Consider the following 25,566-nt stretch of genomic DNA (forward strand, 5'->3'; position numbering starts at 1 on the left):
CTTACTTTTCTTTGCGCACTTCAAAGAAAAGTGAGTCGCCCGAGGGGGCGAAACCCGGAATTTCTGAACACACCGAAGCGGCGTCCAGAACACCAAAAACATAAACCTGCCAGTCCAATATCCCCCCAACTTCCCCACCCGTTCAAAAAGAACCCTGCAAGCCTGCCGCACCAACGCAGCCGATTTCCCACCAGCCTGTTAAGCTCGAAACATTCCCCCCGATGCAAGGAACACCACCATGCTGCGCCTCACCACCCTAGCCGCCGGTCTGCTGCTCTCGGCCAACGTCTTCGCCCTGTCCCTCTCCGACCTGAGCCAACAGGACGCCAGCGGCGGCCTCAAGGATGCGCTGATCCAGGGCGCGCAGGTGGCGGTCAAGCAACTGGGCACGCCAGGCGGCTTCAGCAACAACCCCGACGTGCGCATCGAACTACCCGGCAAGCTCGGCAAAGCCGCCAAGACCATGAAGATGATGGGCATGGGCGCACAGGTCGATCAGCTCGAAGAGAGCATGAACAAGGCCGCCGAAGCCGCCGTACCGCAGGCCCAGGCACTGCTGGTCGATGCAGTGAAGAAGATGACCGTGGCCGATGCCAAGGCCATCCTCAGCGGGGGTAACAACTCGGCCACGCAGTACCTGAACAAGAGCAGCCGCGAGCAGATCCGCGCCAAGTTCCTGCCCATCGTCAAGCAGGCCACCGACAAGGTCGGTCTGGCCCAGCAGTACAACGCCTTCGCCAGCCAGGCGGCCAGTTTCGGCGTGGTCGATGCGAAGAACGCCACGGCCGAAGGCTACGTCACCGAGCAGGCACTCAACGGCCTGTTCGAGATGATCGCCAAGCAGGAAACCAGCATCCGTGAAAACCCGGCCGCAGCCGCCACCAGCCTGGCGAAGAAGGTCTTCGGCGCGCTCTAAGTCCTCACGCGCACACTAAAACGCCCTGATGATCAGGGCGTTTTTCATTGCAGCATCAGGGCAAGCAGAGCCTGTCGGTCTGCGGTCTGGCGAAAAGGAAACCCTGCATGTAGCGGATGCCCAATTCGAGCAAGGCATCGCGCTCGCCAGCGGTTTCGATGCCTTCGGCGATGATGCGAATGCCCAGGCGCTGCGCCACCAGGACGATGCCGGCAACGATGGCCTGACGCACGTCGTCCTGGTCGATGCCCCGGGTCAGGGCCATGTCCAGCTTGAGGATGTGCGGCTGGAACTCAGCCAGCAGGTTGAGCCCGGAATAGCCGGCGCCGAAGTCGTCGATGGCCGTGGTAAAGCCCTGGCGGCCATACTCGGTGAAGATTTGCTTGAGGTGCTCGGCATCGTGGATACGCTCGCCCTCGGTGACCTCGAACATCAACCGCTCCTGCGGAAAGGCGAAGCGTCTGGCTGCCTCCAACGTCGCGCGAATACAGGTTTCGGCGCGATAGACCGCATTGGGCAGGAAGTTGATGCTCAGCAGGCAATCCGGGATATCGAGCAAGCCCAGCGTGGCGGCTTGCTCGATGGCCTTGACCCGGCAGGCCTGGTCGAAACGATAGCGATTGCTGTCATTGACCCAGCCCAACACCTCACCGGCAGACTCTCCGTTGCAGCCTCGCACCAGAGCCTCATAGGCGAACGGCCGCCGCTCCTCGATATCGACGATCAACTGAAACGCCATGGTGAAGTCGAAACCCAGGGCCTCAGCGTTTCGACACTCGGCGCATCCCACAGCCCGGAATGGCTGAGGAAAGATGCTCTGGCTGGCAATACCCATCTGCACTTCCTTATCGGGATCAAACTTGATGACTGGCTATTGTGAGCCTAGTCAAAAGCGGAAGAACGCGACATTTTTCTCCAGAGACACCGCCAACTGCTGCAGGTCGTGCGCCGTTCGCGAGGTATCGCTCACCGCTTCGCTGTTTTCCTGCGACATCTGCGCGATGCGCTCGACGTTGCGTGCCACGTCCTGGCTGGCGACGGTCTGTTCGCGCAGCGCCAGGGAGATCTGATCGACCACACCGACGACCCGCCCGGAGGCATTACGGATGCTGACGATCGCATCGCCTGCCCGGCCGGCCTGCACCAGGCCACCGTTGACCTGTTGCACGCCAACCTCCATGTTGCTCACGGCGTTGCGTGTGCCGGTCTGGATCTTCTTGATCATCTCGGTGATCTCCTGGGTGGAGTTGGCCGTGCGCTGCGCCAGCAGGCGCACCTCGTCGGCGACCACGGCGAAGCCGCGCCCCTGCTCGCCAGCCCGAGCCGCCTCGATGGCCGCGTTGAGGGCCAGCAGGTTGGTCTGGTCGGCGATCTCCTTGATCACGTTGACGATGGAAGAAATCTGATCCGAATGCTGACCCAGTTCGGCGATCTGCGTGGCCGCGCCCTGCACGGTATCGGCGATGCGCTGCATGCTGCCCAGCGTCTCCTGGATCACCGCACCGCCATCGGCTGACTGGCGCCCCGACTCGCTGGATAACTCATGCGCCTCGTTGGCGTTGTCGGCGACGTGGTTGATGCTCACGGTCAGTTCCTCGACCGTCGCCGCCATGCTCGATGCCGCGTGTGACTGCTCCTGGGCGGAAACCGACAGTTGGCTCGACGCACTGGAAATGTTCTGCGCCGAAGCCACCAATTGCCCCGCTCCCGCGCGAATCTGCCCGATCATCTCGCGCAGGCGCTCCTGCATGGTGGCGAAGGCATCGAGCAGCACACCGATCTCGTCGCGGCCAGCCCGCTCGATAGTGGAATCGAGCCGGCCTTCGGCGATTTTGCGCGCGATCTCGACCGCCTGCTGCAGACGCCCGGAAATGCTGCGCCACATCAGGAAGGCCACGCTCATGGCCAGCAACGTGGCGATCAGACCACCCACCAGCAGGACGGTCAGCGACAGCGACTTGGCCGCGTTCATGGAGGCAGTGCGTTGTTCCAGCAAGGCACGCTCCTCAGACTCCATCTCTTCGATGAGACGCCGCATACCGTCTACCTTGGCCTTGGCGCCGCCCGCCGCGATACGTTCGATCAACGCATCGAAACTCTGCTGACCGGTCACCACCTGACGACGCATTTCCAGGCTGCTGTTGACGTCCTCGCGCAGCCATTGGTCGTGCAACGCCTGAATTTCAGAGAGGCGACGCTGCTGCGCGGCATTGTCACGGGTCAGTTGGCGCAACTGGGCGAAATGGGCCTGAAAATCCTTCTCACCGCTCTCTAACGGGCCGAGAAACTGATCGCGCCCGGTGATGATGAAGCCCCGCGCGCCGGTCTCGATATTGATCAGGCTGGCCAGCAGGTCAGCCGACTCGTTGATCACGTTATAAGTGTGGATGTTGTGCTTGACCGCGCCATCGACCTGATCGAAGCCACGCCAGGTGCTGAGCACCAGCAGCAGAATGACCAGCAATACGACGCCGAATCCGCTGTACAACTTCTGCGACATGCTGAGATTGGCAAACATGGGCACCCCTGAGTCGAAAGTGAGTTGCAGGCGCACACCATCGCGCCCTGAGCCATTTCAGTGCCCAGAGGGGTAAGACGGGATGCGAACGGAATGAATACGGTGGATCGGCCAGGAATCTGGCACCCGGCCATTATGCACATCGATACAACAGTTGTACAAAATTTTATTTACGTATAACTAATTTTCGCCGAGAACGGATCAGGCGCTTGCTCGGTATCCGGGATACGGGTACCCGAGAATGAAAAACCCCGCCGGGCTTTTGGCCGGGCGGGGTTTTCGGGTGCCGTTGCCGATCAGGCGCAGGCGGTTTGCATCTGCTTATGCGTGTCGATGAGGTGCTGCACCACGCCAGGATCGGCCAGCGTGGAAATGTCGCCGAGTGCATCGTATTCGGCGGTGGCGATCTTGCGCAGGATACGGCGCATGATCTTGCCAGAGCGGGTCTTGGGCAGGCCGGGTGCCCACTGGATGACGTCAGGCGTGGCGATCGGGCCGATTTCCTTGCGTACCCAGTTGCGCAATTCCTGACGCAGTTGCTCGGAGGACTCCTCGCCAGCGTTCAGGGTGACGTAGACGTAGATGCCCTGTCCCTTGATGTCATGCGGCACACCGACCACCGCCGCCTCGGCGACTTTCGGGTGGGCGACCATGGCGCTCTCGATCTCGGCGGTACCCATGCGGTGGCCGGAAACGTTGAGCACATCGTCGACGCGCCCGGTGATCCACCAGTAGCCGTCTTCGTCGCGACGCGCGCCGTCACCGGTGAAGTACATGCCCTTGAAGGTCTTGAAGTAGGTATCGACGAAGCGGTCGTGGTCGCCGAACAGGGTGCGCGCCTGGCCCGGCCAGGAATCGATGATCACCAGGTTGCCTTCGGCCGGCCCATCGATGATGTTGCCCAGGTTGTCCACCAGCGCCGGCTGTACGCCGAAGAACGGCCGTGCGGCAGAGCCCGGCTTGAGGCCATGTGCGCCCGGCAGCGGGGTCATCAGGCAGGCACCGGTTTCGGTCTGCCACCAGGTGTCGACGATCGGGCAACGGCTCTGACCGACGTTCTCGTAGTACCACTGCCAGGCTTCCGGGTTGATCGGCTCACCGACCGAACCGAGCAGGCGCAAGCTGGAGCCGTCGGCGCCTTCGACCGCGGCCTTGCCCTCGGCCATCATGGCGCGAATGGCGGTCGGTGCGGTGTAAAGGATGTTGACCTTGTGCTTGTCGACGATCTTGGCAACGCGGGAAACGTTCGGATAGTTCGGCACGCCTTCGAACATCACGGTGGTCGCGCCGTTGGCCAGCGGGCCGTAGACCAGATAGGTATGGCCGGTGACCCAGCCGATGTCGGCGGTGCACCAGAAAACCTCGCCCGGGCGGTAGTCGAACACACGCTCATGGGTCAGCGAGGCGTATACCAGGTAGCCGCCGGTGGTGTGCAGCACGCCTTTCGGCTTACCGGTAGAGCCGGAGGTGTAGAGGATGAACAGGGCTTCTTCGGCGCCCATTTCCTTCGGCGCACAGACGCTGCCGGCAACCTTCATCAGGTCTTCGTACCAGATGTCGCGATGCTGGTTCCACTTGATCTGGCCACCGGTGCGGTTGACCACGATGATCTTCTGCACGCTGTTGGTTTCGGGGTTGGTCAGCGCGTCGTCGACGTTGGCTTTCAGCGGCACCTTCTTGCCACCGCGTACGCCTTCGTCGGCGGTGATCACCACCTTGGATTTGCAGTCGATGATGCGCCCGGCCAGGGCCTCGGGCGAGAAGCCGCCGAACACCACCGAGTGGATGGCACCGATACGCGCGCAGGCCAGCATGGCCACCACGGCTTCCGGAATCATCGGCATGTAGATGGTCACCACGTCGCCGCGGTGAATGTCCTGGCCGCGCAGGGCGTTGGCGAACTTGCACACTTGCTCGTGCAGCTCGCGGTAAGTGATTTCCCGGTGCTCGGAAGGATCGTCGCCTTCCCAGATGATCGCGACCTGGTCGCCACGCGTTTCCAGGTGACGGTCGAGGCAGTTGTAGGAGACGTTCAGGGTGCCGTCGGCGTACCACTTGATGTCGACGTGGTGGTCGTCGAAGGAGGTCTGCTTGACCTTGTCGTAGGGCTTGACCCAATCGATGCGCTTGCCCTGCTCACGCCAGAAACCCTCGGGGTTGACTACCGACTGTTGGTACATGGCCTTGTAGGTGGCCTCGTCGGTCAGTGTCCGCGCGGCCACTTCGGGACGCACAGGGTAAAGGGACGCAGCACTCATGGAATCACCTCGACGGGGAAGTTGTTTTTGTATGGTGCCTTTTGTATCCCCCGACCCTCCGTGAGGCCATTCGACCATGGTCTTACCAGGCTAAGACCATGGTCGTGAGGCTCTGCCGGGCGCATGCCGAGCCAACTCGGCAGCGCCATGAACACGTCGAAAATGCAGAGCGCACCGGGGCGTCGCTCAGCCAACGAGCAAAACGGCGCGATGTGCGCCGTCCTGATCTGCCCCCCCGCAGGCTTAGTGCTGGTTCGCGGCCTGGGCGGCCTCGATCACATCAGCGCCGATCTCGGCCTCGAACTTCTTCCAGGCCGGGCGCACGGCGTCACGCCACTTCGCGCGCTGCTCCGGTGTCAGAGTAATGATCTCGCTCTTGCCGGTGTCGAGGATCGCCTGACGGGCTTCGGCGTTCAGCGCCTCGGCCTGCTTGTTCACCTCGACGGTCACCTCGTCGACGATCTGTTCCAGCTCGCTGCGGATATCCCCCGGCAGGCCGTTCCAGAACTGGGTGTTGGTGATCAGCAGGTAGTTGCCGATGGCATGGTTGGACTCGGTCATGTACTTCTGCACCTCGAAGTACTTCTGCGAGTAGATGTTCGACCAGGGGTTGTCCTGGGCGTTGACCACCCCGGTCTGCAGGCCCTGATAGATCTCGGCGAAACTCATCTTGCGCGGTACGGCGCGCAAGGCGCTGTACTGCGCGGCCTGCAGATCGGACGGCTGCACGCGGAACTTCAGACCTCGGGCATCGGCCGGCTCACGCAGCGGCTTGTTGGCAGTGAACTGGCGCATGCCATTGAGCCAGTAGGCCAGGCCGGTGATGCCCTTGCTCTCCATCGACTTGAGCAGCGCCTTGCCTTTGTCTGAGGCCTGGAAGCGCTGCGCGGCGGCCACGTCATCGAACAGGAACATCATGTCGAACAGCTGCAGTTGCTTGGTGTATTGCTCCAGCTTGGACGGTGCCGGCGCCAGCATCTGCACTTCATTGAGCAGCAGCGCTTCCATTTCCTTGCCATCGCCATACAGCGAGGAGTTGGAGTAGACATCGACCTTGACCTTGCCGGCCAGGCGCTCCTCCACCAGCTTCTTGAACAGCAGTGCGCCCTGGCCCTTGGGCGTGCTGTCGGCGGTGATATGGGAAAACTTGATCAAGATCGGGGCGGTCGGCTGCGACTCGGCTGCGTATGCCGACACTGCACCAAGCAGCGCACAACCGGCGAGCACGCCGGCCAGGCCACGACGGACGAATGAGAACTTCATGGAGAGCTCCTGTTGTTTTTGTCTGAGCGTCGAGGGCGGATCGCCGTCGATTGCCCCGGACTCTACTGCGGTGCCCTCCATGCTGAAATTCACATTTGAACAACCGAGCCTTCGGCATTCACGAAGGCAGCGCTGAAATAGCCTCTGTCGACGAGCTACTGCGCAGGTGATCGAGCATCTGCTTCGCGGTCAGCGAAAGGTTGTCCTGATTGCGCACCGCCACCTTGAGTTCGCGCCGCGCCCAGGGGTCGTGCAGCGGGATCACCCGCACATCGAGCGCCGGCAAATAGGTACGCACCGCCAGATCCGGCAACACACCAACGCCCATACCGGTGTGGATCATCCGGCAGATGGCCTCGAAGCTGCGTACCTGGATGCGCAGGCGCAAGGCCACGCCCTGGCTGTGCGCCGAGTGCTGCAGCAGGCTGTGCAGGGAAGCGTCCTGCTGCAGGCCGATGAAATCGAAACCCACCGCCTCACGCAGGAACAGGCCGTCGCGTTCGGCCAGGGGATGTTCGCGCGGAGTGACCAGCACCAGTTGGTCGTGGCGGTAGGTGAACACCTGCAGATCCTCGGCCGGCACATGCCCGGCGAAGATGCCGATATCGGTCAGCCCCTCGCGCACGGCGCGGATGGTCTCGCTGCTGACCCGCTCCTCCAGATCGATCTTCACCTGCGGGTGCAGGCGACTGAAGCTGGCCAGATCCTCGGGCAGAAACTCGATCACCGCCGAGGTGTTGGCGTGGATGCGCACATGGCCTTTCACCCCTTCGCTGAACTCGCTGAGGTCGGCGTTGAGCTGCTCGAGGTTGTCCATCATGTTGCGCGCGTGGTGCAGCAGCGCGTGGCCGGCCGGAGTCAGTTCTACGCCCTTGGGCTGGCGATAGAGCAACGCGATACCCAGCTGGTTTTCCAGATCACTGACGCGCTTGCTCACCGCCGCCAGCGCCAGGTGCTCGCGCTCGGCGGCGCGGGTCAGGCTGCGCTCGTCGGCGATAGCCACGAACAACTTGAGGGTGACGAAATCGATACGGCGCATGGGGTCTCCATTTCGTGCCTGGCGAAGCGATGCTGCCAGGAAGCTGATTTACAGCATGCCACTTCGCGATACGCGAAGCCTAGCTTGGCCATTGGGCAATTGTCGGCACCGCGCCGCTGCGCCATCCTGCGCACCACGAGAAACGCACAGGCAAATCAGGTGCAGCCATGACTCAAAACAACACCAGCAACATGGCCCTGCAGGGGCTCAAGGTGATCGAGATGGGCCAGCTCATCGCCGGCCCCTTCGCCAGCAAGCTGCTTGGCGAATTCGGCGCCGACGTGATCAAGATCGAGCCGCCGGGCGTCGGCGACCCACTGCGCAAATGGCGCAAGATCAAGGACGGCACCTCGCTCTGGTGGCACGTGCAGTCGCGCAACAAGCGCTCGCTGACCCTCGACCTGAAACAGGCCGAAGCCCAGGACATCGTACGCAAGCTGGTGAGTGAAGCCGACGTGCTGGTGGAGAACTTCCGCCCCGGCACGCTGGAAGGCTGGGGCCTGGGGTATGACGCGCTGAAGGCGATCAACCCGCGGCTGATCATGCTGCGCATCTCCGGCTACGGGCAGACCGGCCCCTACCGCGACCTGCCTGGTTTCGGCGTGATCGGCGAAGCCATGGGCGGCCTGCGCCACCTTTCCGGCTACCCTGGCCAGGCGCCGGTGCGCGTGGGCATCAGCATCGGCGACTCGCTGTCCTCTCTATACGGCGTGATCGGCGTGCTGCTGGCCCTGCAGGAACGGGCGCGCAGCGGCGAAGGCCAGGAAATCGATGTGGCGCTGTACGAGTCGGTGTTCGCCATGATGGAAAGCCTGATCCCCGAATACGATGCCTTTGGCTATATCCGCGAGCCGGCCGGCAGCGCCCTGCCCGGCATCACGCCGTCCAACTCCTACCCGTGCAAGGACGGCAGCTATGTGCTGATCGCCGGTAATGGCGACAGCATCTACAAACGCCTGATGAGCCTGATCGGCCGCGACGACCTGGGCAACGACCCGCGCCTGGCGCAGAACGACGGGCGCAGCCAGCATGCCGAACTGATCGACGGTGCCATTGCCGAATGGAGCGTCCAGCGCAGCCGCGATGAAGTGATCGAAGCGCTCAAGGGCGCCCGCGTGCCGGCCGGCTACCCCTACACCGCCGCCGACATCGTGCAGGATCCGCACTACCTGGCGCGGCAGATGATCGAGCAGGTGCAGACCAGCGTCGGCCCGCTCAAGGTGCCGGGCGTACTGCCCAAACTCAGCCGCACACCGGGCCGCATCGGCACCGGCGGCCCGCAGCTGGGCGAGCACAACGACGACATTCTCGCCGGGCTTGGCCTGAGTGCTGAGCAGGTCACCGGCTTGCGCGAGCGCGGAATCATCTGAGCCGTGGCAAGCGGTGGATGGATAAAGCGTCATCCACCCTACGCAAATGAAACACATAGACCCGTGTAGGGTGGACCGGGGCGCGTAGCCAACGCGAAGCTTGTCCACCGCTCTTAGGGCCCGCAAGAACAACAGGACTCCCCTCATGAGCAAAAGCCTTTATATCCAGGACGTCGCCACCCGCGACGGCTTCCAGATCGAAGCCGCCTTCGTACCCACTGAAGACAAGATCGCCCTGATCGACCGCCTGTCCCAAACCGGCCTGGCGAAGATCGAGGTCACCTCCTTCACCTCGCCCAAGGCCATCCCCAACCTGCGCGATGCCGAAGAAGTGATGCGCGGCATCCAGCGTGTGCCGGGCGTGGAGTACACCGTGCTGGTGCCCAACGTGAAGGGCTGCGAACGCGCACTATCGTGCGAAGTGGACGAGATCAACCTGGTGATGTCCGCCAGCGACACCCACGGTCTGGCCAACCTGCGCATGACGCCAGAGCAATCGTTGGCGCAGTTCGCCGAGATCATCGAAGTGACACGCGGCAGCGGCGTATTTATCAACGCCTCGCTGTCGACCACCTTCGGCTGCCCCTTCGAGGGGGAGGTGCCCGAGGCCCGCGTATATGAGCTGACCGAGCGCCTGTTGGCCATCGGCGTGCAGGGCGTGACCCTATGCGACACCACCGGCATGGCCGACCCGGCGCAAGTCGAGCGCATCTGCCGCGAGTCACTGCAGCGCTGGCCGGAAGCGGTGTTCACCGCGCACTTTCACAACACCCGTGGCATGGGCCTGGCCAATGCCCTGGCGGCGCTGAATGCCGGCATCGACCGCTTTGACGCCTCGCTCGGTGGTCTTGGCGGCTGCCCCTATGCACCGGGGGCCAGCGGCAATATCTGCACCGAAGATCTGGTGCATATGTTCCAGCGCATGGGCCTGGACACCGGCGTGAACCTCGATGCCCTGCTCGAAGCAGCCGCCACCCTACCCGAGCTGATCGGCCATGACGTACCCGGCGCCATCCTCAAGGCCGGCAAGGCGGATCGTCGTTATCCCAAGCCCAAGTGGATGAGCGAAGGCGAAACCTGATTTTCGCGCCGGGGCGGCGCTCCTATACGGACGCCAGGCAGCTCGCGGTCGTGTAGGAGCCGCGACCTCGCGGCGAATCGTGAGTGCGGCGCCGTAATCGCAGGCAAGCCGCGATCAATGCCCGCCCCCCGCCTCCGCGCCCTTGGCCGAGAACGGCGGTTTGGCCAGGCAGATGATCAGGATCAGGCCGAAGAACAGCCAGCCCAGCAGGGTGAAGTAGTCCACCGTGGAGAGCATGTAGGCCTGGCTTTCCACCACCCGGTCGATCTGTGCATAAGCCGACTGCGAGGCACCGCCAAGCTGCTCCAGATAATGCTGGGTGGCCGGGTCATAGGCGGTGACGTGCTCGGTCAGTTGCGCGTGGTGATAGATCTCCCGGCGATGCCAGATCCAGGTGGTCAGCGACGAGGCGAAGCTGCCCCCCAGCACACGCAGGAAGGTAGCCAGGCCCGAGCCGTCGGCGATGTCCTTGGGCGGCAGGCTGGAGAGCAGGATGCTGGTAGTGGGCATGAAGAACAGCGCCACGCCCAGCCCCATGAACACCTGCACCTCGGCGATATGCCGGTAGTCCACCTCGGTGTTGAACGAGGCGCGCATGAAGCACGAGGCGCCGATCACCAGGAACGAAGCACCGGACAACAGGCGCAGGTCGACCTTGTGCGCGAACTTGCCCACCAGCGGCGACAGGAACAGCGGCAGGATGCCGATGGGCGCCGCCGCGAGCCCGGCCCAGATCGGCGTGTAGCCCAGTTGGGTCTGCAACCACTGCGGCAATAACAGGTTGATGCCGAAGAAGCCGGAGTAGCCCAGCACCAGCGCCAAGGTGCCGAAGGTGAAGTTGCGGTACATGAACAGGCGCAGGTTGATGATCGGGTGCTTGTCGGTCAGCTCCCAGATCACCAGCGCCACCAGCGACACCACCGAGATGGCGGTGCCGATCTGGATGAAGGTGGACTCGAACCAGTCCAGGTCGTTGCCCTTGTCGAGTACCACCTGCAGCACGCCGACGCCGAGCACCAGCAGCATCAGCCCGACGTAATCGATGGGCTGGTGCTGGGTGACTTCCGGGCGGCTGCGTAACTGCGCCCAGACCACCAGGGTGGCGAGAATGCCGATGGGCACGTTGATGAAGAAAATCCACGGCCAGCTATAGCTGTCGGTGATCCAGCCGCCGGCAATCGGCCCGATGATCGGCGCCACCACCGTGACCATCGCCAGCAGCGCCAGGGCCATGCCGCGCTTGGCACTGGGGAAGATAGCCAGCAGCAGCGTCTGCGCCATCGGATACAGCGGCCCGGCCACCAGCCCCTGCAGCGCGCGGAACGCCACCAGTTCGGGCATGGAACGGGCGATGCCGCACAAAAACGAGGTGATCACGAACAGCACCACCGCAGCGAGGAACAGCTTCACCTCACCGAAACGCCGCGCCAGCCAGCCGGTCAGCGGCAAGGCGATGGCGTTGCACACGGCAAACGAGGTGATCACCCAGGTGCCCTGCTCCGAGCTGACGCCCAGGTTGCCGGAAATGGTCGGCAGCGCGACGTTGGCAATGGTGGTGTCGAGCACCTGCATGAAGGTCGCCAGGGAGATGCCGATGGTGGCCAGCAGCATGCTGGCCGGGCGGAAATTGGCGTCGCTCATCTCAGCCCTGCTTCGTCGCAACGGCGTTCTGCGGGCCGTTGTCGTGAATGATGCGCTCGATCAGCGCGTCGGCCTCGCCCAGCGAGGCGTCGTACACCGCGGTGCTGAAGCGCGCCTGCTTGGGCATCTGGCTGGTCAGTTGGGCGCCGCTCTGGTCATGCAGGTCGACGGTCACCGTGGTCGACAGGCCGATACGCAGCGGATGCTTCTCCAGCGCCTCGTCGTCCAGGCGGATGCGTACCGGCAGGCGCTGGACGATCTTGATCCAGTTGCCGCTGGCGTTCTGCGCTGGCAGCAGCGAAAAGGCGCTACCGGTGCCCACACCGAGGCTTTCGACGTGGCCCTGGTAGGTCACGTCATCGCCGTACAGGTCGGCTTCGACGGTCACTGGCTGGCCAATGCGCATCTCGCGCAGCTGGGTTTCCTTGAAGTTGGCGTCGATCCACACCTCATGCAACGGCACCACGGCCATCAGCGCGGCGCCGGGCTGGATGCGGCTGCCGACCTGCACCGAACGCTGTGCCACGTAGCCGCTGACCGGCGCCACCAGCGTGCTACGGGCGTTGTTGAGGAAGGCCTGGCGCAACTGCGCGGCAGCACTCTTCACGTCCGGGTGCGAGGCGATCACGGTGTCGTCGACCAGCGCCTGGTTGGTGTCCAGTTGCTGCTGGGCAGACGTCAGGGCGCTCTGCGCGCTGTTCAGGGTATCGCGGGCATGCGCCAGCTCCTCGCGGGAAATCGCCCCCTTGCTGGCCAGCGCCACCCGGCGCTGGTAGTCGGCCTGCGCGCGTTGCACATCGATCTTGCGCGATGCCACCTGGGCCTTGTAGCTGTCGACGTTGCTGTACAGCCCGCGCACCTGGCGCACGGTGCGCGCCAGGTTGGCCTCGGCACTCTGCTGGGCCACCAGGGTGTCGGCCGGGTCGAGCCAGACCAGCGGCTGGCCAGCTTCGACGTAATCGCCGTCGTCCACGGCGATGCGGGTGACGGTGCCGGTGATCTGCGGGGTGATCTGCACCAGGTTACCGCCGACATAGGCATCGTCGGTTTCTTCGTAGAAACGCCCGTATAGCTCCTGATAGGCGAAGATCGCCGCGCTACACAGCACGACAAAGGCGCCCAGGCCCAGCAGCAGACGTTTGCGCGAGCCTGAGTTCTCGGTGGTGGGAGTAGTTTGAGAGTCGGTCATGGCGAGTGCTCAGCGTGCGAAAGTGGATGACGGGGTGGCGGCCTCGAAGCCGCCACCGAGGGCCTGCATCAGCAGCACCGAAGCGTCGATACGCTCGGCTTGCAGGCTGGCCAGTTGGCGTTCGCTCTGCAGCAGTTGCTGCTCGACGCTCAGGGCATCGAGGTAGTTGCCGATGCCATCGGCATAGCGCTGCATGGCGATGTCGTAGGAGCTGCGGGCGATGTCGCGGGCCCGTTGCTGTTGCTCGATCTGCCGCTGCAGGGAGTGGATACGCTGGATCACGTCACCGATATCCCCCAGCGCATTCACCAGCGTCTGGTTGTACTGCGCCACGGCCAGGTCATAGTCGGCATCGCGCCCGGCCAGCGCCGCACGGCGCGCGCCACCGTCGAAGATCGGCAGGCTCAGCGCCGGCGCGATACTGAAGAAGCGGCTGGCCCCGCCGAACATGGCATCGCCGAGCAGCGACTTGCTGCCAGCGGCCACGCTCAGGTTGAGATTGGGATAGAAGTCGGCCTTGCTGGCATCGATGTCACGGCTGGCTGCCTCGACGCGCCAGCGTGCCGCCACCAGGTCGGGACGCCGGCCGATGAGCTCGGCCGGCACGTTGGCCGGCAGGCTCACGGCGCTGGGCGCGATCAGTTGCGGGCGTGGCAAGCTGGCGCCACGATCCGGGCCCTGACCGAGCAATACTGCCAGACGAATGCGTGCACTCTGCACCTGCTGGGTGGCGGCGGTCAGGCTGGCTTCGGCGGCGGCCTCCAGGCTCTGGGTCTGCTGCAACTGGTATTCGCTGTCGAGGCCGGCTTCGACCCGGCTGCGGCCCAGTTGGAGCATGTCACGGCTGCGCTTGAGATCCTGCTCGGCCAGATCCTGGGTGGCATAGGCCAGGCCGAGATCGTTGTAGGCACGGGCAACCTCGGCGGCCAGGGTCAGGCGTGCGCCCTGGCGATCCACCTCGCTGGCACGGGCACGGCCGAGCGCCGCTTCCCAGGCAGCGCGCTCGCCGCCCCACAGATCGAAGTGGTAGCTCCCGTCCAGGGACAGACTGCGCAAGGTGCTGTAGCGATCGCCCTGCCCGGTGGGGTCGTCGACCCGCGCCAAGCGGGAACGGGTCACCCCGGCATTGCCAGTCAGGGTCGGCTGGCGCTGGGCATCGGCCGCCAGCACGGCGGCATTGGCCTGGCGGGCACGGGCATCGGCAACCTGCAGATCCGGGTTGCTGCGCAGAGCCTCATCGATCAGTGCATCGAGCTGTGGATCGCCCAGGCGATTCCACCAGTCACTGGCCGGCCAGGCCGCTGGCGACAGCTTGCCACTGAAGGTCGGCCCCTGAAGGCTCGCAGCATCCAGGGCCTGCCCCTGAGTGTGCAGACCATGAGGGGAAGCACAGGCGGCCAGCAACAGCGCGCTGAAAAGCAGGGACAAGGGGGTACGCAACGGCATGGTGTTCATCATTCTCCTGGCTGCTGCGGCAAGGCATCGGCAGCCATCAGCATCTTTTTCATCAGGCGTTGGAATTCATCGAGTTCGGCGCGTGTCAGGCAGCCGGTCAGCTCATTGGTGGCGTCCGCCGCGATCTGCGGCACCTGTACGCCGAGTGCCTCGCCGGCCTCGGTCAGGCGCAGGTACACCTGGCGGCGGTCTGCCTGGCTGCGCTCACGGGTCAGCAGGCCCTTCTGCTCCAGGCGATCGAGCATGCGGGTCATGGCCCCACTGTCGAGATTGAGCAGGCGCACCAGCTCGGCCGGGGTGCTGGCGCGCTGCTGGCTGACCAGCAGCACCACCTTGAATTGCGCGGCGGTGACCTGGTGATCCACCAGGTGACGCTCGATCATTCGATCCTTGAGCTGGTTGATCAGGGCGATCAGGTGCCCGGGAGAATGCTGCAGCGAGAAACGTTCACGATCGAAATGTGGCATTGGCTATTACCTGCCCAGGCAGTGATTGCCAGGCACAATACTGCCTAGGCAGAGATATGCCCAATCACAGTTGGTAATATTCGACATCGATGCCTGACATATTTAGAAATATCCAGGGGACAAGAGACTGACTCTCGGAAGCTGGACGAGTTCAGTGCGCGCCCTCTGGATGCACAGGTGTGACGGGCTTTACCTGGCGCCCCTCCTGGCTGCCCAGAGACTCCAAAGCAGTCAGGCATGCGTGAGCACAACGGGCAGGGCGCAACGCAGATTAAGCGGCCTGAGCGAGATGCCCAGGCAAACCAAAGGGCAAAAAAAAGGGCGACCAACTGGTCGCCCGCCCATTCAAGGCATTCCTCAAGAGGAATGCGGAAACGCTTGCACCCAAATCACGCAGGATCATTGGGACGGCCTCAGTGTCGCTGCAGGTGCCTACCCTGCCTATTGCACCAAGGTCGTAGGTCGCGACTATTCCTTGCCCAGGCCGTGCTGGCGCAGCTTGTTGGCGATGGTGGTGTGGGAAACCCCGAGTCGCTTGCCCAGTTGGCGGCTGCTTGGATGCTCATGATACAGGCGCTCCAGCACCGCCTTCTCGAAGCGACCGAGAATATCGTCGAGGCTGCCGTCGACCGAGAACTCGCCCAGCGGCTGCGGCGCGCCGTAATCCGGCAGACGGATGTGCTCGGCCTTCACCGTACCGCCGTCGCACAGCGATACCGCCTGGAACAGCACGTTCTCCAGTTGCCGCACGTTGCCTGGCCAGTGGTAATGGGCCATGCGCTCGAACGCCTGCGGCGCCAGCTTGGGTAAGGCGCAACCAATCTGTCGGCTGGCCGAATCGAGAAAGTGCTCGACCAGCGGCGCCAGCCCGTCGAGGCATTCGCGCAGTGGCGGAATGTGCAGGCTGAGCACGTTGAGGCGATGGTAGAGATCCTGGCGGAACTCGCCACGGGCGCACAGCTCGGACAGATCCACCTGGGTGGCGCAGAACACCCGTACGTCCAGATAGACCTCCTCGTCGCTGCCCACGCGACGGAAGCAGCCATCCTGCAGAAAGCGCAGCAGCTTGGCCTGCAGCCGTGGGCTCATCTCGCCGACGCCATCGAGGAACAGCGTGCCGCCGGCGGTCAGCTCCAGCAGGCCGAGCTTGCCTTCCGGACGCGCGCCCTCGAAAGCCCCAGGGCCATAACCGAACAGCTCGGTCTCGGCCATGGATTCGGGCAAGCCGGCGCAGTTGAGCGCCATGAACGGTGACTGCCCACGCGGGCTGGCCAGGTGGCAGGCACGCGCCAGCAGTTCCTTGCCGGTACCGGTTTCGCCCTCGATCAGCAAGGGCGCATCCAGCGGCGCCATGCGCCGCGCCTCGCGCACCACAGCCGCCATGACCTTGGAGCTTTGAAAGATCGAGTCGAAGCCACGCAGCTCCTGCTTGCGCACGTGGTAGATGCGCTCACCGACCCGGTCGGCGCGGTGCAGGGTCAGCACCGCGCCGGCCAGCGCCTCGCTGTCGTCATGCTCGTTCTGCAGCGGTGCAATATCGGCGAGGTACACATCGCCCTTGATCTTCACCCGCAGACCGTTGATCCGCGCCTTGTTGGCACGCACCAGTTCGGGCAGGTCGAAATCCTCGGCATAACGCGACAGCGCCATGCCCGGCACCTCGTCCACACGCACGCCGAGCAACTGCGCGGCGCTGCGGTTGGCCGCGACGATGGAGCCGCCCATGTCGATCGACAGCACCGGAAAGTCCAACGCACCGAGCAAGGCATTGAGTTCCAGATGACGGCGCTCGCTGGGCATCAGGCCGACCCGTTTGACGCCGAACACACCGGGAATGGCTTCGAATTTCGGCCGCAGCGACTGGAACTGCAGATTGATCAGGTTCGGGCAATGCAGGTAGATGGCATTGCCCTGCTCGCCCCCCACTTCGCCACGGGCCACGTTGATGCCGTAGTCGACCAGCAGGTTGAGCATGTCGCGCAGGATGCCGACCCGGTTCTGGCAGTGAACCTTAATGCGCATGGCAATCCTCCGGGCGATGCCCCACCGACATTGGGCGGGAAGAAACTTGGAAATCAACAACGATCAATGGTCTTTATCCTTGTGTGAGAGGACGTCACGCCCGAAGGCGCAACGCCCGTGACCATCTTGTGCACGCTCATGCATTACTTGGCTCAGAGCACCTCTTGTATCGCACTCGCCTCCTGCGTCTCGGCAGCCTGCGCATGGCAGAGCAGGTACAACGCCGGCAGGAAGAACAGGGTGAGCACCGTCGCCACTGCAATGCCACCGATCATGGCATAGGCCATCGGCCCCCAGAATGCCTCACGGGCGATGGGAATCATCGCCAGGCCGGAGGCTGCTGCCGTCAGCAGAATCGGCCGGCAGCGGTGTTCGGTGGCGCTGACCACGGCTTGCTGCAGGGCCAGCCCCTGCTGGCGGAAGAGTTCGACCTGAGTGACCAGAATCACCGAGTTGCGCACGATGATGCCGATCAGCGCCAGCACGCCGAGGATGGCGACAAAACCCAGGGGCGAGCCCGTTATCAGCAAGGCCCCGACCACACCGATCAGCCCCAGCGGCGCCACGCTCAGTACCAGCAAGACCTGTTTCACGTTCTGCAACTGGATCATCAGCAAGGTCACCATCAGAAACAGCATCCAGGGGACGACACGCAGGATCGGCGCCTGTGACCGCGCACTGGCTTCTACCGCGCCGCCGACCGTCACCTTGTAGCGCCCTGGCAACTGCGCGGCAAAGTCCTCAACCGCCGGGCGCAGTTGTTCTACCAGCGCATCGGGCTGCAACTTCCCGACGATGTTCGCTTTCAGGGTGATGGTCGGCTGGCGGTCACGTCGCCACACCAGTGGCTGCGCCTGCTCGTAACGGATACTAGCGAATGCCAGTAGCGGAATCGATTCACCTGTACGAGCCGAAGGGATCTGCAAGCTGCCGAGCAGCTCCGGCGACTGCCGCTCATCGGCCTGCGCCCGAGCCACCACGTCGACCAGATGGATGCCGTCACGAATCTGCGTGACACTCGACCCGGACACCACGCTGTTGAGAATCTGCGCAGTGTCCTGCGAGGACAGGCCGAACTGCCGCGCCTTGTCCTGATCGATGTCGATGCGCAGCACCTTGGCCGGCTCGTTCCAGTCGTACACCACCTGACCGATGTTCGGATTGCTGTCGATGACAGCCGCCAGGCGCATGGCCTCACGCCGTACCTGCTCGATATCCGGGCCACTGACCCGGTACTGGATCGGCCAGCCCACCGGCGGCCCCATGTTCAAGGGTTGCACGTTGAAACCGATCCCCACGAAATCCTGACGCAAGCGCTCGCGCAAGCGGGCGAGCAAGCGATCACGCGCCTCGCCGCCCTGGCTGACGATCACCACCTGACCATAGAACGGATTGCTCAGTTGCTGATCCAGCGGCAGGTAGAAACGCACGGCGCCCTTGCCGACGTAGGAACTCCAGCGCAGCACGTCCGGATCATCGGCCAGGGCTTGCTCGAAGCGATCCATCGTGGCGTGCGTGGCATTGATCGAGCCCTGCTGGGGCAGATGAAAGTCCACCAGAATCTCCGGTCGATCCGAGTCGGGGAAAAACTGCCGCTGTAGCAGCGGCGTCGCCGCCAACGAGAGGACGAAGGCCAGCAAGGTCAGGCCCACCGTCCAGTTGCGATGACGCAACGCCAACGCCAGCCAGCCGGAGAACCATTGCTCCCAACGACGCTGGCCATGCACCTCGGGCCGCTCCGGACGACGCAGCAAGTACACGCCAAGCAGGGGCGCAAAGACCACTGCCACCAGCCAGGACAGCAGCAGCGCAATCGCGATCACTGCGAACATGGTGAACACGTACTCCCCGGCGGAGCTGGCATTGAGGCCGATAGGCACGAAACCGGCGACCGTCACCAGGGTGCCCGTGAGCATGGGAAAAGCCGTCGAGGTGTAGGCATGGGTGGCGGCCTGCGGCAGCGAATCGCCGGCTTCGATGCGCTTGATCATCATCTCCACGGTGATCATGGCGTCATCCACCAGCAGCCCGAGGGCGATGATCAGCGCCCCCAGGGAAATACGCTGCAGGGTGATGCCGCTGTAGGACATGAACAGAAAGACCATGGCCAACACCAGCGGGATGGAGCACGCCACCACCAGCCCGGCGCGCAGGCCGAGGCTGATGAAACTGACCACCAGCACGATCAGCACGGCCTCAAACAGCGCCTTGGTGAAAGTACCGATGGCCTTGTCCACCACCTGCGCCTGACTGGAGACCAGATGGACATCCAGCCCGAGCGGCAGATCGCTGATCAGCTCATCGATGCGCTGCTGCAGGGCCGCACCGAAATCCTGAATATTGCCGCCGGCCTGCATGGCCACGGCCAGGCCGATGGCCGCCTGGCCGTTGTAGCGGAACAGCGAAGACGGAGGTTGTGCGTAACCACGCTCGATACGGGCCAGATCACTCAGGCGCAGCAAGCGGTCACCGAAACGCAGGCTGATGGCTTCGAGATCCGCCTCGCTGGCGAAGGCACCGCTGGCCTGCACGGCGATACGCTCCTGCTCGCCATCGATGAGCCCCGCCGGAGTCACCGCGTTCTGCGCCTGCAGGCTCTGGATCACCTGGCGCAGGTCGATACCCAGAGCCGCCAGGCGGCGAATGGAAAAGTCCAGGTAGATGACCTCGGGCTGATTGCCGAGCAGCTCGACCTTGCCCAACCCCGGTACACCCTTGAGGCCCAGGCGCAGTTGCTCGGCGTAATCGCGCAACTGACGCAGAGAAAACCCTTCCCCGCTCAAGGCATAGATGTTGCCGAAGACATCGCCGAATTCATCATTGAAAGCCGGCCCCTGCACGCCGCTCGGCAACTCGCCACGCAGATCCTGCATTTTCTTGCGCACCGCGTACCAGGCATCGGGAATCGCATGGGCGGGCGTCTCACTTTTGAGAAAGACGAACAGGGTGGCTTCACCGGCCAGGGTGTAACTGCGCACGTAATCCAGCGCGTCGATTTCCTCGAGCTTCTTCTCCAGGCGATCGGTGACCTGTTGCAGGGTTTCGTCCAGCGTCGCGCCGGGCCAGCGTGCCTGGATGACCATGGTCTTGATGGCGAACGCGGGATCCTCCTCGCGCCCCAGTTGCAGATAGGCGAAGCTGCCCATGAGCAACGTCACCAGCATGGCGTACCAGACCAGTGTGCGATGACGCAGCGCCCAGCCGGACAGATTGAATCCTTCCCTCATGACCCACCACGCTCCTCGAGCCTGACCCGCTGCCCCTCCTGCAGCCTTGCGACACCGGCACTGACCACCCGGTCGCCGGGCTGCAGAACACTGCGTACACGCGCCTGCGCACCGTCGCGCTCGAGCACCTCGACTTCGATGGCCTGCACCTGCGAATGTTGCCTGTCGATCCGCCAGACGTACTGCTGCCCGGCGTGCGCCCACACGGCCGAAACCGGCACGAAGGGTTCAGCACTGGCGGGCGCCGGAACCAGTTCCACACTGACCAATGAGCCCAGATGAATGCCCGCTGGCAGTTGCTCCACGGCCAGCCTGACGCGTTGCACGCGAGTCCCGGCATCCAGTTGCGGATCGATCTGCCGCACCTGCGCCCAACTGCCCATGACCGGCTCGCTCATCGAGGCGACCCAGATACGCGGCGCCTTGTCCTGAGCCAGCTCGTTCACGCGCTGAGCGGGCAGATCGAACCAAACCTCCAGGTTGTCCAGCCGCGCCAGACTGACCACCGGCGCACCACTGGCCAGCACCTGGCCAACCTCGGCATGCCAGGTCGTGACCACGCCATCGAAATCAGCCCTGACCTGGGTCTGCTGCAGATGCTCTTCGGCGCGATGCAAGGCGATGCGCGCCTGACGCAAAGTAGCCGCACGCACCTCGACCTCACTATTCAGTTGTTCGAGCCTGGCGACGCTACCGACACCCTGTTGGTGCAGCCCTTGATAACGCACCTGCTCATCACGGGCATTGCGCCACAGCACCTCGGCGCGGGCGACCTCCCCCTGCGCGCTGCGCACTTCGCTCCGCTGGTCGCTGCTTTCCAGCGTCGCCAGCAGTTGTCCACTGCGCACTCGCTCACCGACTTCGACCCGCCTGCTGAGCAGATGGCCACTCTGACGGAAGGCTGCGACCAAGTGATGACGCGGCTGCACGGTGCCAGTGAAACGCGCACTCAGCGGACGCGCAGCAGCGACCACTTCATGGAACAGAACCGGGCGCGCACCCTGCGTCGAAGGCGCCTGCTCACGGCAGGCCGCCAGCAAGACACACAGAAGCGCCAAGCAACCGCACGCCTGCTTCATGGCCCAGACACCTGGTCAGACGCAGCGAGCACGCTGGCGATCTCGACACGCTGCCCGGGATAGAGCAGTTGCCCGCCGCGAGCCACGACCAGATCACCCTCCTGCAGACCGGCTGCGACCAGCACCTGCCCGGCGTCGTAGCGCGCAACCTGCACCGGAACCAGGCTGACGCGTTGCTGAGCATCTATCAGCCAGACCGCTGGCTGGCCCCGGTCACGACTCAAGGCAGCCCACGGCAACGCGACAACCCTGCCCAAGGGTTCGCCCAGACTCGCCGACACCACGGAGCCCAGCGGCCAGGCTCTGGCCTGCGCAGGCAGGCTGACACGCAGACGCACGGTGCCCGAGCGGCTGGATACGCTGGGGGCAATTTCCCGCAGGTGACCGACGACCGTTCCGGCCGGATCGCCCAACGCATGCACGGAGAGCGGTGCTCCGATCTGCAGCCCCGCAGGCAGGGCTTCGTACCAGTCGAATACCGCCTCAGGTGCATCGTCATGCGCCAACGACAGCACCACCTGACCAGCCTGCACCACCTCGCCAGCCGATACCGCACGCGCAACCACCACAGCATCGGCCACCGCCAGCAGTTCGGCATCCGCCACGGCATCCGTGGCGACCTGACGCCGCGCCATGGCCGTCATCAACTCGGCCTCAGCGCCTTTCAAGGCGGCCTGGGATCGCTCGTACTCGCTGCGATTGGTGTAGCCCTTGGGCAACAGCCGTGCCTGCCGCGCATGATCGGCACGGGCCAGTGCGAGCTGTGCCTGCAGGGCCTGCACCTGCGCCTCGCTGGTCTCCAGAGTGGTGCGCAGCTCCAGAGGATCCAGCCGCCCCAAGAGCTGCCCAGCGACCACCCTATCGCCGACATCGACCGGCAACAGCGTCACCTTCCCCGCGCTGGGGAAGGCAAGTTCACTGACGAAGCGGGCCTGAACGTCACCCGTCAAGACGGTTTGCACCACGGCGGGCAGCATCTCGACCCGTTGCGCCGTCACCCGCAGCACATTCTTTTGCGGCGGCGAATCTGCGGAACACCCTGCCAGCAGAGCGCCCCACATGCAGAGCAACGAAAAAGAGCACAGCCTCAAGCGCGTTACAGCTTCCAATCCACCCATCATTCCCTATCGCGCCCTCTGCGAATCACACCAGCGAAGGCGACAGTTCCAGGTGTCTGGGCGCCGCAACCTCGGCCCCGAAAAAAGACAGCGCAGTCTTTCGCGAAGCCAACCAGGCCGCCTTGCTTTCCAAATCGAGAAAATGTCCCGCCTCCGGCACCACGACGAAATGGCTGTTGGCCACGTAGTTGGCGAATTGCCGCGCGTCCGCTGCCGTCGTGTAATCGTCCCGCTCACCGTTGACGAACAATACCGGGATTTTTATCTGGGCAAAGCGCTCCACATAGTTTTTGGCACTGAGTTCACGAACCTGAGCGATATGAAACTCGATCTGCTGGTATTCGTGTTCCGCCAGGCTGATCAAATGCTTGAAGTTGTACAACTTGAACAACCTCGGCAAATATTTGCCCACCGTATCATTGAGCAGGCTGCCGATCTTCTTCTTGTCGCGTGTGGCCAGGTAGGCCTGACCCTTGTCGAGATAATCGCGCATCGCGTCATTGATCACTGGCGAAAACGAACTGATGATCGCGCGCTCGACACTGGGCGGTGATTCGGCCAGCGCCAACATGGCCGATACGCCACCCCAAGACACCGAGAGCAGGCAATTAACCTGAAAACGCTCGATCAGATCGAGAATGATCCTGACTTCATCCTCCTTGCTAACTACATATCCAGGTGTGTTGTGTTCACGAGACTTACCCGCAAAGGGAAGATCGAAAAGAACCAAGTTGAAGTAAGGCTGCAAGTATTTAACCGTCTGCCCAAACGATCCTGTCGTCGATAAAGCACCATTGATCAGCAAGACCGTCTTGGCCTCTTCGCCCCGCCAATACAGCTCGGTGTAAACATTGAAACCCGCCGCCTGCAGTACCTTCGTTTCCATGCCCTAGACTCCATAAACACAAACAATAAGCACGACTATTCTCATCCATGAACGCAGCGAATACGTCAAAAAAACGTCACAATCCAGAATGAAAGCTTCGTGAAAGGATTCATCTCCTGCCCCACCCCAACAGGAACGGAAATTTTTATAGCCCAGAGCAATCATGACCGACAAGTCACTGACGCCATGTTTTAGACGACCACCCAGACAGGTACAGCCCGCAAAGACAACCTTTCACCCCCTCTCTTCACCCACCTGCTGCCACCCTGACCAGCAGCCATCGGATGTTGTCTGACGGTGTAGCAATTTACTTACAGCTTGATGCCCGACATCTCAGAAATATTTTGTTACACACACTCGATATCACAAAGCCATTTTCAAGAGCTCGAGAACTCACATATATCCACACAGGCAGGCTGTAAAATTTTCATGACGTAAAAATAAACTTACAAAAAGCGCCGTTCTTTCCTGAGAGCCCGAGCCAGTCTTTAACAGGTTTCATATATAAAAATATGAATGCATAACTCTCATGAGCCATTGCTGAGATATGAAAAACAAATGATCCCAATCGGCAAAACCACGCAATACACAACCACCCCGCTTTTTTAACTCTCGCCTCGGATTCTGAAATCTGATTGGCGCTTACCCCATCATCTAACAGTAACGACAAGACAATCGACGCAGATTTCTCATGCAACCCGATGAGGACAGCCTTGCTGCGCGCTATTCGAAGATATGAAGTTCAAGCGCTTGCAAATTGCAGAGTATCCAGCACATGAGAAAGATATCGGATCAATCTGCACGCATCGTTTGCCGGGTATGAACCCTATCGCCCTCTCGATACTCCGCATCGTTGCACACCGTTACCACCGCCAACCCAAGGCAGACGCAAGGCACCGACCAGAACGGTGTGGCTATTTTCGATGCTCACGCAAAAATCGTAACGATTAATTTACACACTGCACCTTAAAACGCCTTGATCGGCGCGAACCACCCAAAAAAGTAAATAAAACGTTACGAAAAGAGCGCCTTAGCTGCCCATACCAGCATTGCCCTGACCTGGCCGCAGGGCCTCCCCCACGCCATGCTCGGCCATGACAAGAACAACAGCCTCAGAAGGAGGCCGCGATGAAGAGTACGCAGTACCTGGCCCGCGAACCGGACGCGAGTGGCTTTATCCATTACCCGGATTGTGAGCATCAGGTGTGGAATACCTTGATCACCCGCCAATTGGAGGTGATCCAAAATCGCGCCTGCCAGGAATACCTGGACGGTATCGAGCAGCTTGACCTGTCTCTGGAGCGCATCCCACAGCTCGGCGAGATCAACCGTGTACTCGAATCCACCACTGGCTGGCGCGTGGCACGAGTACCGGCACTGATTCCCTTCCAGACCTTCTTCGAGCTGCTGGCCAGCAAGCAGTTTCCTGTTGCCACCTTCATCCGTACGCCCGAGGAGCTGGACTATCTGCAGGAGCCGGACATCTTTCACGAAATCTTCGGCCACTGCCCGTTGCTGACCAATCCCTGGTTCGCCGAATTCACTCACACCTACGGCAAGCTCGGTCTCCAGGCCAGCAAAGAGCAGCGTGTCTACCTGGCGCGGCTGTATTGGCTGACCATCGAGTTCGGCCTGCTCGACACGCCGGCCGGCCGGCGTATCTATGGTGGCGGCATTCTGTCCTCGCCGAAGGAAACCCTCTACGCGCTGTCCGATCCCCCCGAGCACCAAGCCTTCGATGCGCTGGAAGCGATGCGCACGCCCTACCGCATCGATATCCTACAGCCGGTGTACTTCGTCCTGCCCGAACTCAAGCGGCTTTTCGAGCTGGCCCAAGAAGACATCATGGCGCTGGTGCATCAGGCCATGGCGCTGGGCCTGCACGCGCCGAAGTTTCCGCCGAAAGCGGCGTAGACCGTGATGTCCCCTTACGCACGAATGGTGCTGCCCTCTCGATTCGCCGCGAGGGCGCGGCTCCTACACGATGGTGCAATCCGCCGACCTGCAGGAGCGCCGCCCCGGCGCGAAACGATTGCA

18 protein-coding genes and 1 pseudogene are annotated in these 25,566 nt (G+C 62.8%); 4 read left to right on the top strand and 15 right to left on the bottom strand.

Annotated elements, in window-relative coordinates; genetic code table 11:
• Positions 1–238 precede the first annotated feature (238 nt).
• Positions 239–916: a DUF4197 domain-containing protein gene (locus tag ACODS1_RS19875; protein WP_489087019.1), complete on the top strand. Its 678-nt coding sequence runs from the start codon at positions 239–241 to the stop codon at positions 914–916.
• A 55-nt stretch (positions 917–971) separates the two neighbouring features.
• Here the strand turns inward: ACODS1_RS19875 and ACODS1_RS19880 are convergent, their stop codons facing one another.
• The 6 genes and pseudogenes from ACODS1_RS19880 to ACODS1_RS19905 all read right to left on the bottom strand — a co-directional run bounded on the left by ACODS1_RS19880 (position 972) and on the right by ACODS1_RS19905 (position 7,994).
• Entirely contained in the window at positions 972–1,751 is a 780-nt protein-coding gene (locus ACODS1_RS19880) for an EAL domain-containing protein (RefSeq protein ID WP_322978473.1), read from the bottom strand.
• A 51-nt stretch (positions 1,752–1,802) separates the two neighbouring features.
• A complete protein-coding gene (locus tag ACODS1_RS19885) occupies positions 1,803–2,666 on the bottom strand; it encodes a methyl-accepting chemotaxis protein (RefSeq protein WP_489087055.1) in 864 nt (287 codons plus the stop codon).
• Positions 2,658–3,434 (bottom strand): annotated as a pseudogene (locus ACODS1_RS19890) (CHASE3 domain-containing protein); the annotation flags it as partial. The gene ACODS1_RS19885 and the pseudogene ACODS1_RS19890, both read right to left, overlap by 9 nt.
• A gap of 296 nt (positions 3,435–3,730) precedes the next feature.
• Positions 3,731–5,692 (bottom strand): acetate--CoA ligase, encoded by a 1,962-nt coding sequence (acs, locus tag ACODS1_RS19895; RefSeq protein WP_322978475.1) that lies wholly within the window; start codon positions 5,690–5,692, stop codon positions 3,731–3,733.
• 243 nt (positions 5,693–5,935) lie between these two features.
• On the bottom strand, positions 5,936–6,955 hold the full coding sequence (locus ACODS1_RS19900; protein WP_489087020.1) for a TRAP transporter substrate-binding protein: 1,020 nt from the start codon (positions 6,953–6,955) through the stop codon (positions 5,936–5,938).
• 118 nt (positions 6,956–7,073) lie between these two features.
• Entirely contained in the window at positions 7,074–7,994 is a 921-nt protein-coding gene (locus tag ACODS1_RS19905) for a LysR family transcriptional regulator (protein ID WP_489087021.1), read from the bottom strand.
• A gap of 167 nt (positions 7,995–8,161) precedes the next feature.
• On the opposite strand from ACODS1_RS19905, the gene ACODS1_RS19910 reads away from it, so the two are divergent.
• Together ACODS1_RS19910 and ACODS1_RS19915 are read left to right on the top strand one after the other, a co-directional pair.
• On the top strand, positions 8,162–9,364 hold the full coding sequence (locus tag ACODS1_RS19910; RefSeq protein ID WP_489087022.1) for a CaiB/BaiF CoA transferase family protein: 1,203 nt from the start codon (positions 8,162–8,164) through the stop codon (positions 9,362–9,364).
• A gap of 145 nt (positions 9,365–9,509) precedes the next feature.
• A complete protein-coding gene (locus ACODS1_RS19915; RefSeq protein ID WP_489087023.1) occupies positions 9,510–10,445 on the top strand; it encodes a hydroxymethylglutaryl-CoA lyase in 936 nt (311 codons plus the stop codon).
• Positions 10,446–10,559: 114 nt separating this feature from the next.
• Here the strand turns inward: ACODS1_RS19915 and ACODS1_RS19920 are convergent, their stop codons facing one another.
• From ACODS1_RS19920 to ACODS1_RS19960, 9 genes are all read right to left on the bottom strand, one after another.
• Positions 10,560–12,086: a DHA2 family efflux MFS transporter permease subunit gene (locus ACODS1_RS19920; RefSeq protein WP_322978480.1), complete on the bottom strand. Its 1,527-nt coding sequence runs from the start codon at positions 12,084–12,086 to the stop codon at positions 10,560–10,562.
• A gap of 1 nt (position 12,087) precedes the next feature.
• Positions 12,088–13,275 carry an EmrA/EmrK family multidrug efflux transporter periplasmic adaptor subunit gene (locus ACODS1_RS19925; protein WP_489087024.1) on the bottom strand — a complete coding sequence of 396 codons (1,188 nt, stop codon included), beginning with the start codon at positions 13,273–13,275 and terminating at the stop codon, positions 12,088–12,090.
• Between the two features lie 9 nt (positions 13,276–13,284).
• On the bottom strand, positions 13,285–14,730 hold the full coding sequence (locus ACODS1_RS19930) for an efflux transporter outer membrane subunit (RefSeq protein WP_489087025.1): 1,446 nt from the start codon (positions 14,728–14,730) through the stop codon (positions 13,285–13,287).
• The gene (locus tag ACODS1_RS19935) at positions 14,730–15,197 is read right to left on the bottom strand and encodes a MarR family winged helix-turn-helix transcriptional regulator (protein ID WP_322978483.1); all 468 of its coding nucleotides are present in this window, start codon (positions 15,195–15,197) and stop codon (positions 14,730–14,732) included. Before ACODS1_RS19935 ends, ACODS1_RS19930 begins: the two co-directional genes overlap by 1 nt.
• Before the next feature lie 468 nt (positions 15,198–15,665).
• Entirely contained in the window at positions 15,666–17,219 is a 1,554-nt protein-coding gene (locus ACODS1_RS19940) for a sigma-54-dependent transcriptional regulator (RefSeq protein WP_489087026.1), read from the bottom strand.
• A gap of 152 nt (positions 17,220–17,371) precedes the next feature.
• A complete protein-coding gene (locus ACODS1_RS19945; RefSeq protein WP_489087027.1) occupies positions 17,372–20,446 on the bottom strand; it encodes an efflux RND transporter permease subunit in 3,075 nt (1,024 codons plus the stop codon).
• Complete coding sequence (locus tag ACODS1_RS19950; RefSeq protein WP_489087028.1) at positions 20,443–21,504, bottom strand: efflux RND transporter periplasmic adaptor subunit; 1,062 nt, start codon at positions 21,502–21,504, stop codon at positions 20,443–20,445. The genes ACODS1_RS19945 and ACODS1_RS19950 overlap by 4 nt, the downstream gene beginning before the upstream one ends.
• Before the next feature lie 17 nt (positions 21,505–21,521).
• Positions 21,522–22,523, bottom strand: a complete 1,002-nt coding sequence (locus ACODS1_RS19955; protein WP_489087029.1) for an efflux RND transporter periplasmic adaptor subunit — start codon at positions 22,521–22,523, stop codon at positions 21,522–21,524.
• Between the two features lie 145 nt (positions 22,524–22,668).
• Positions 22,669–23,529 carry an alpha/beta fold hydrolase gene (locus ACODS1_RS19960; protein ID WP_489087030.1) on the bottom strand — a complete coding sequence of 287 codons (861 nt, stop codon included), beginning with the start codon at positions 23,527–23,529 and terminating at the stop codon, positions 22,669–22,671.
• A gap of 1,128 nt (positions 23,530–24,657) precedes the next feature.
• Here ACODS1_RS19960 and phhA point away from each other — a divergent pair.
• Entirely contained in the window at positions 24,658–25,443 is a 786-nt protein-coding gene (gene phhA, locus ACODS1_RS19965; RefSeq protein WP_489087031.1) for a phenylalanine 4-monooxygenase, read from the top strand.
• Positions 25,444–25,566 lie beyond the last annotated feature (123 nt).

The organism is Pseudomonas sp. FG29, assembly GCF_057809355.1.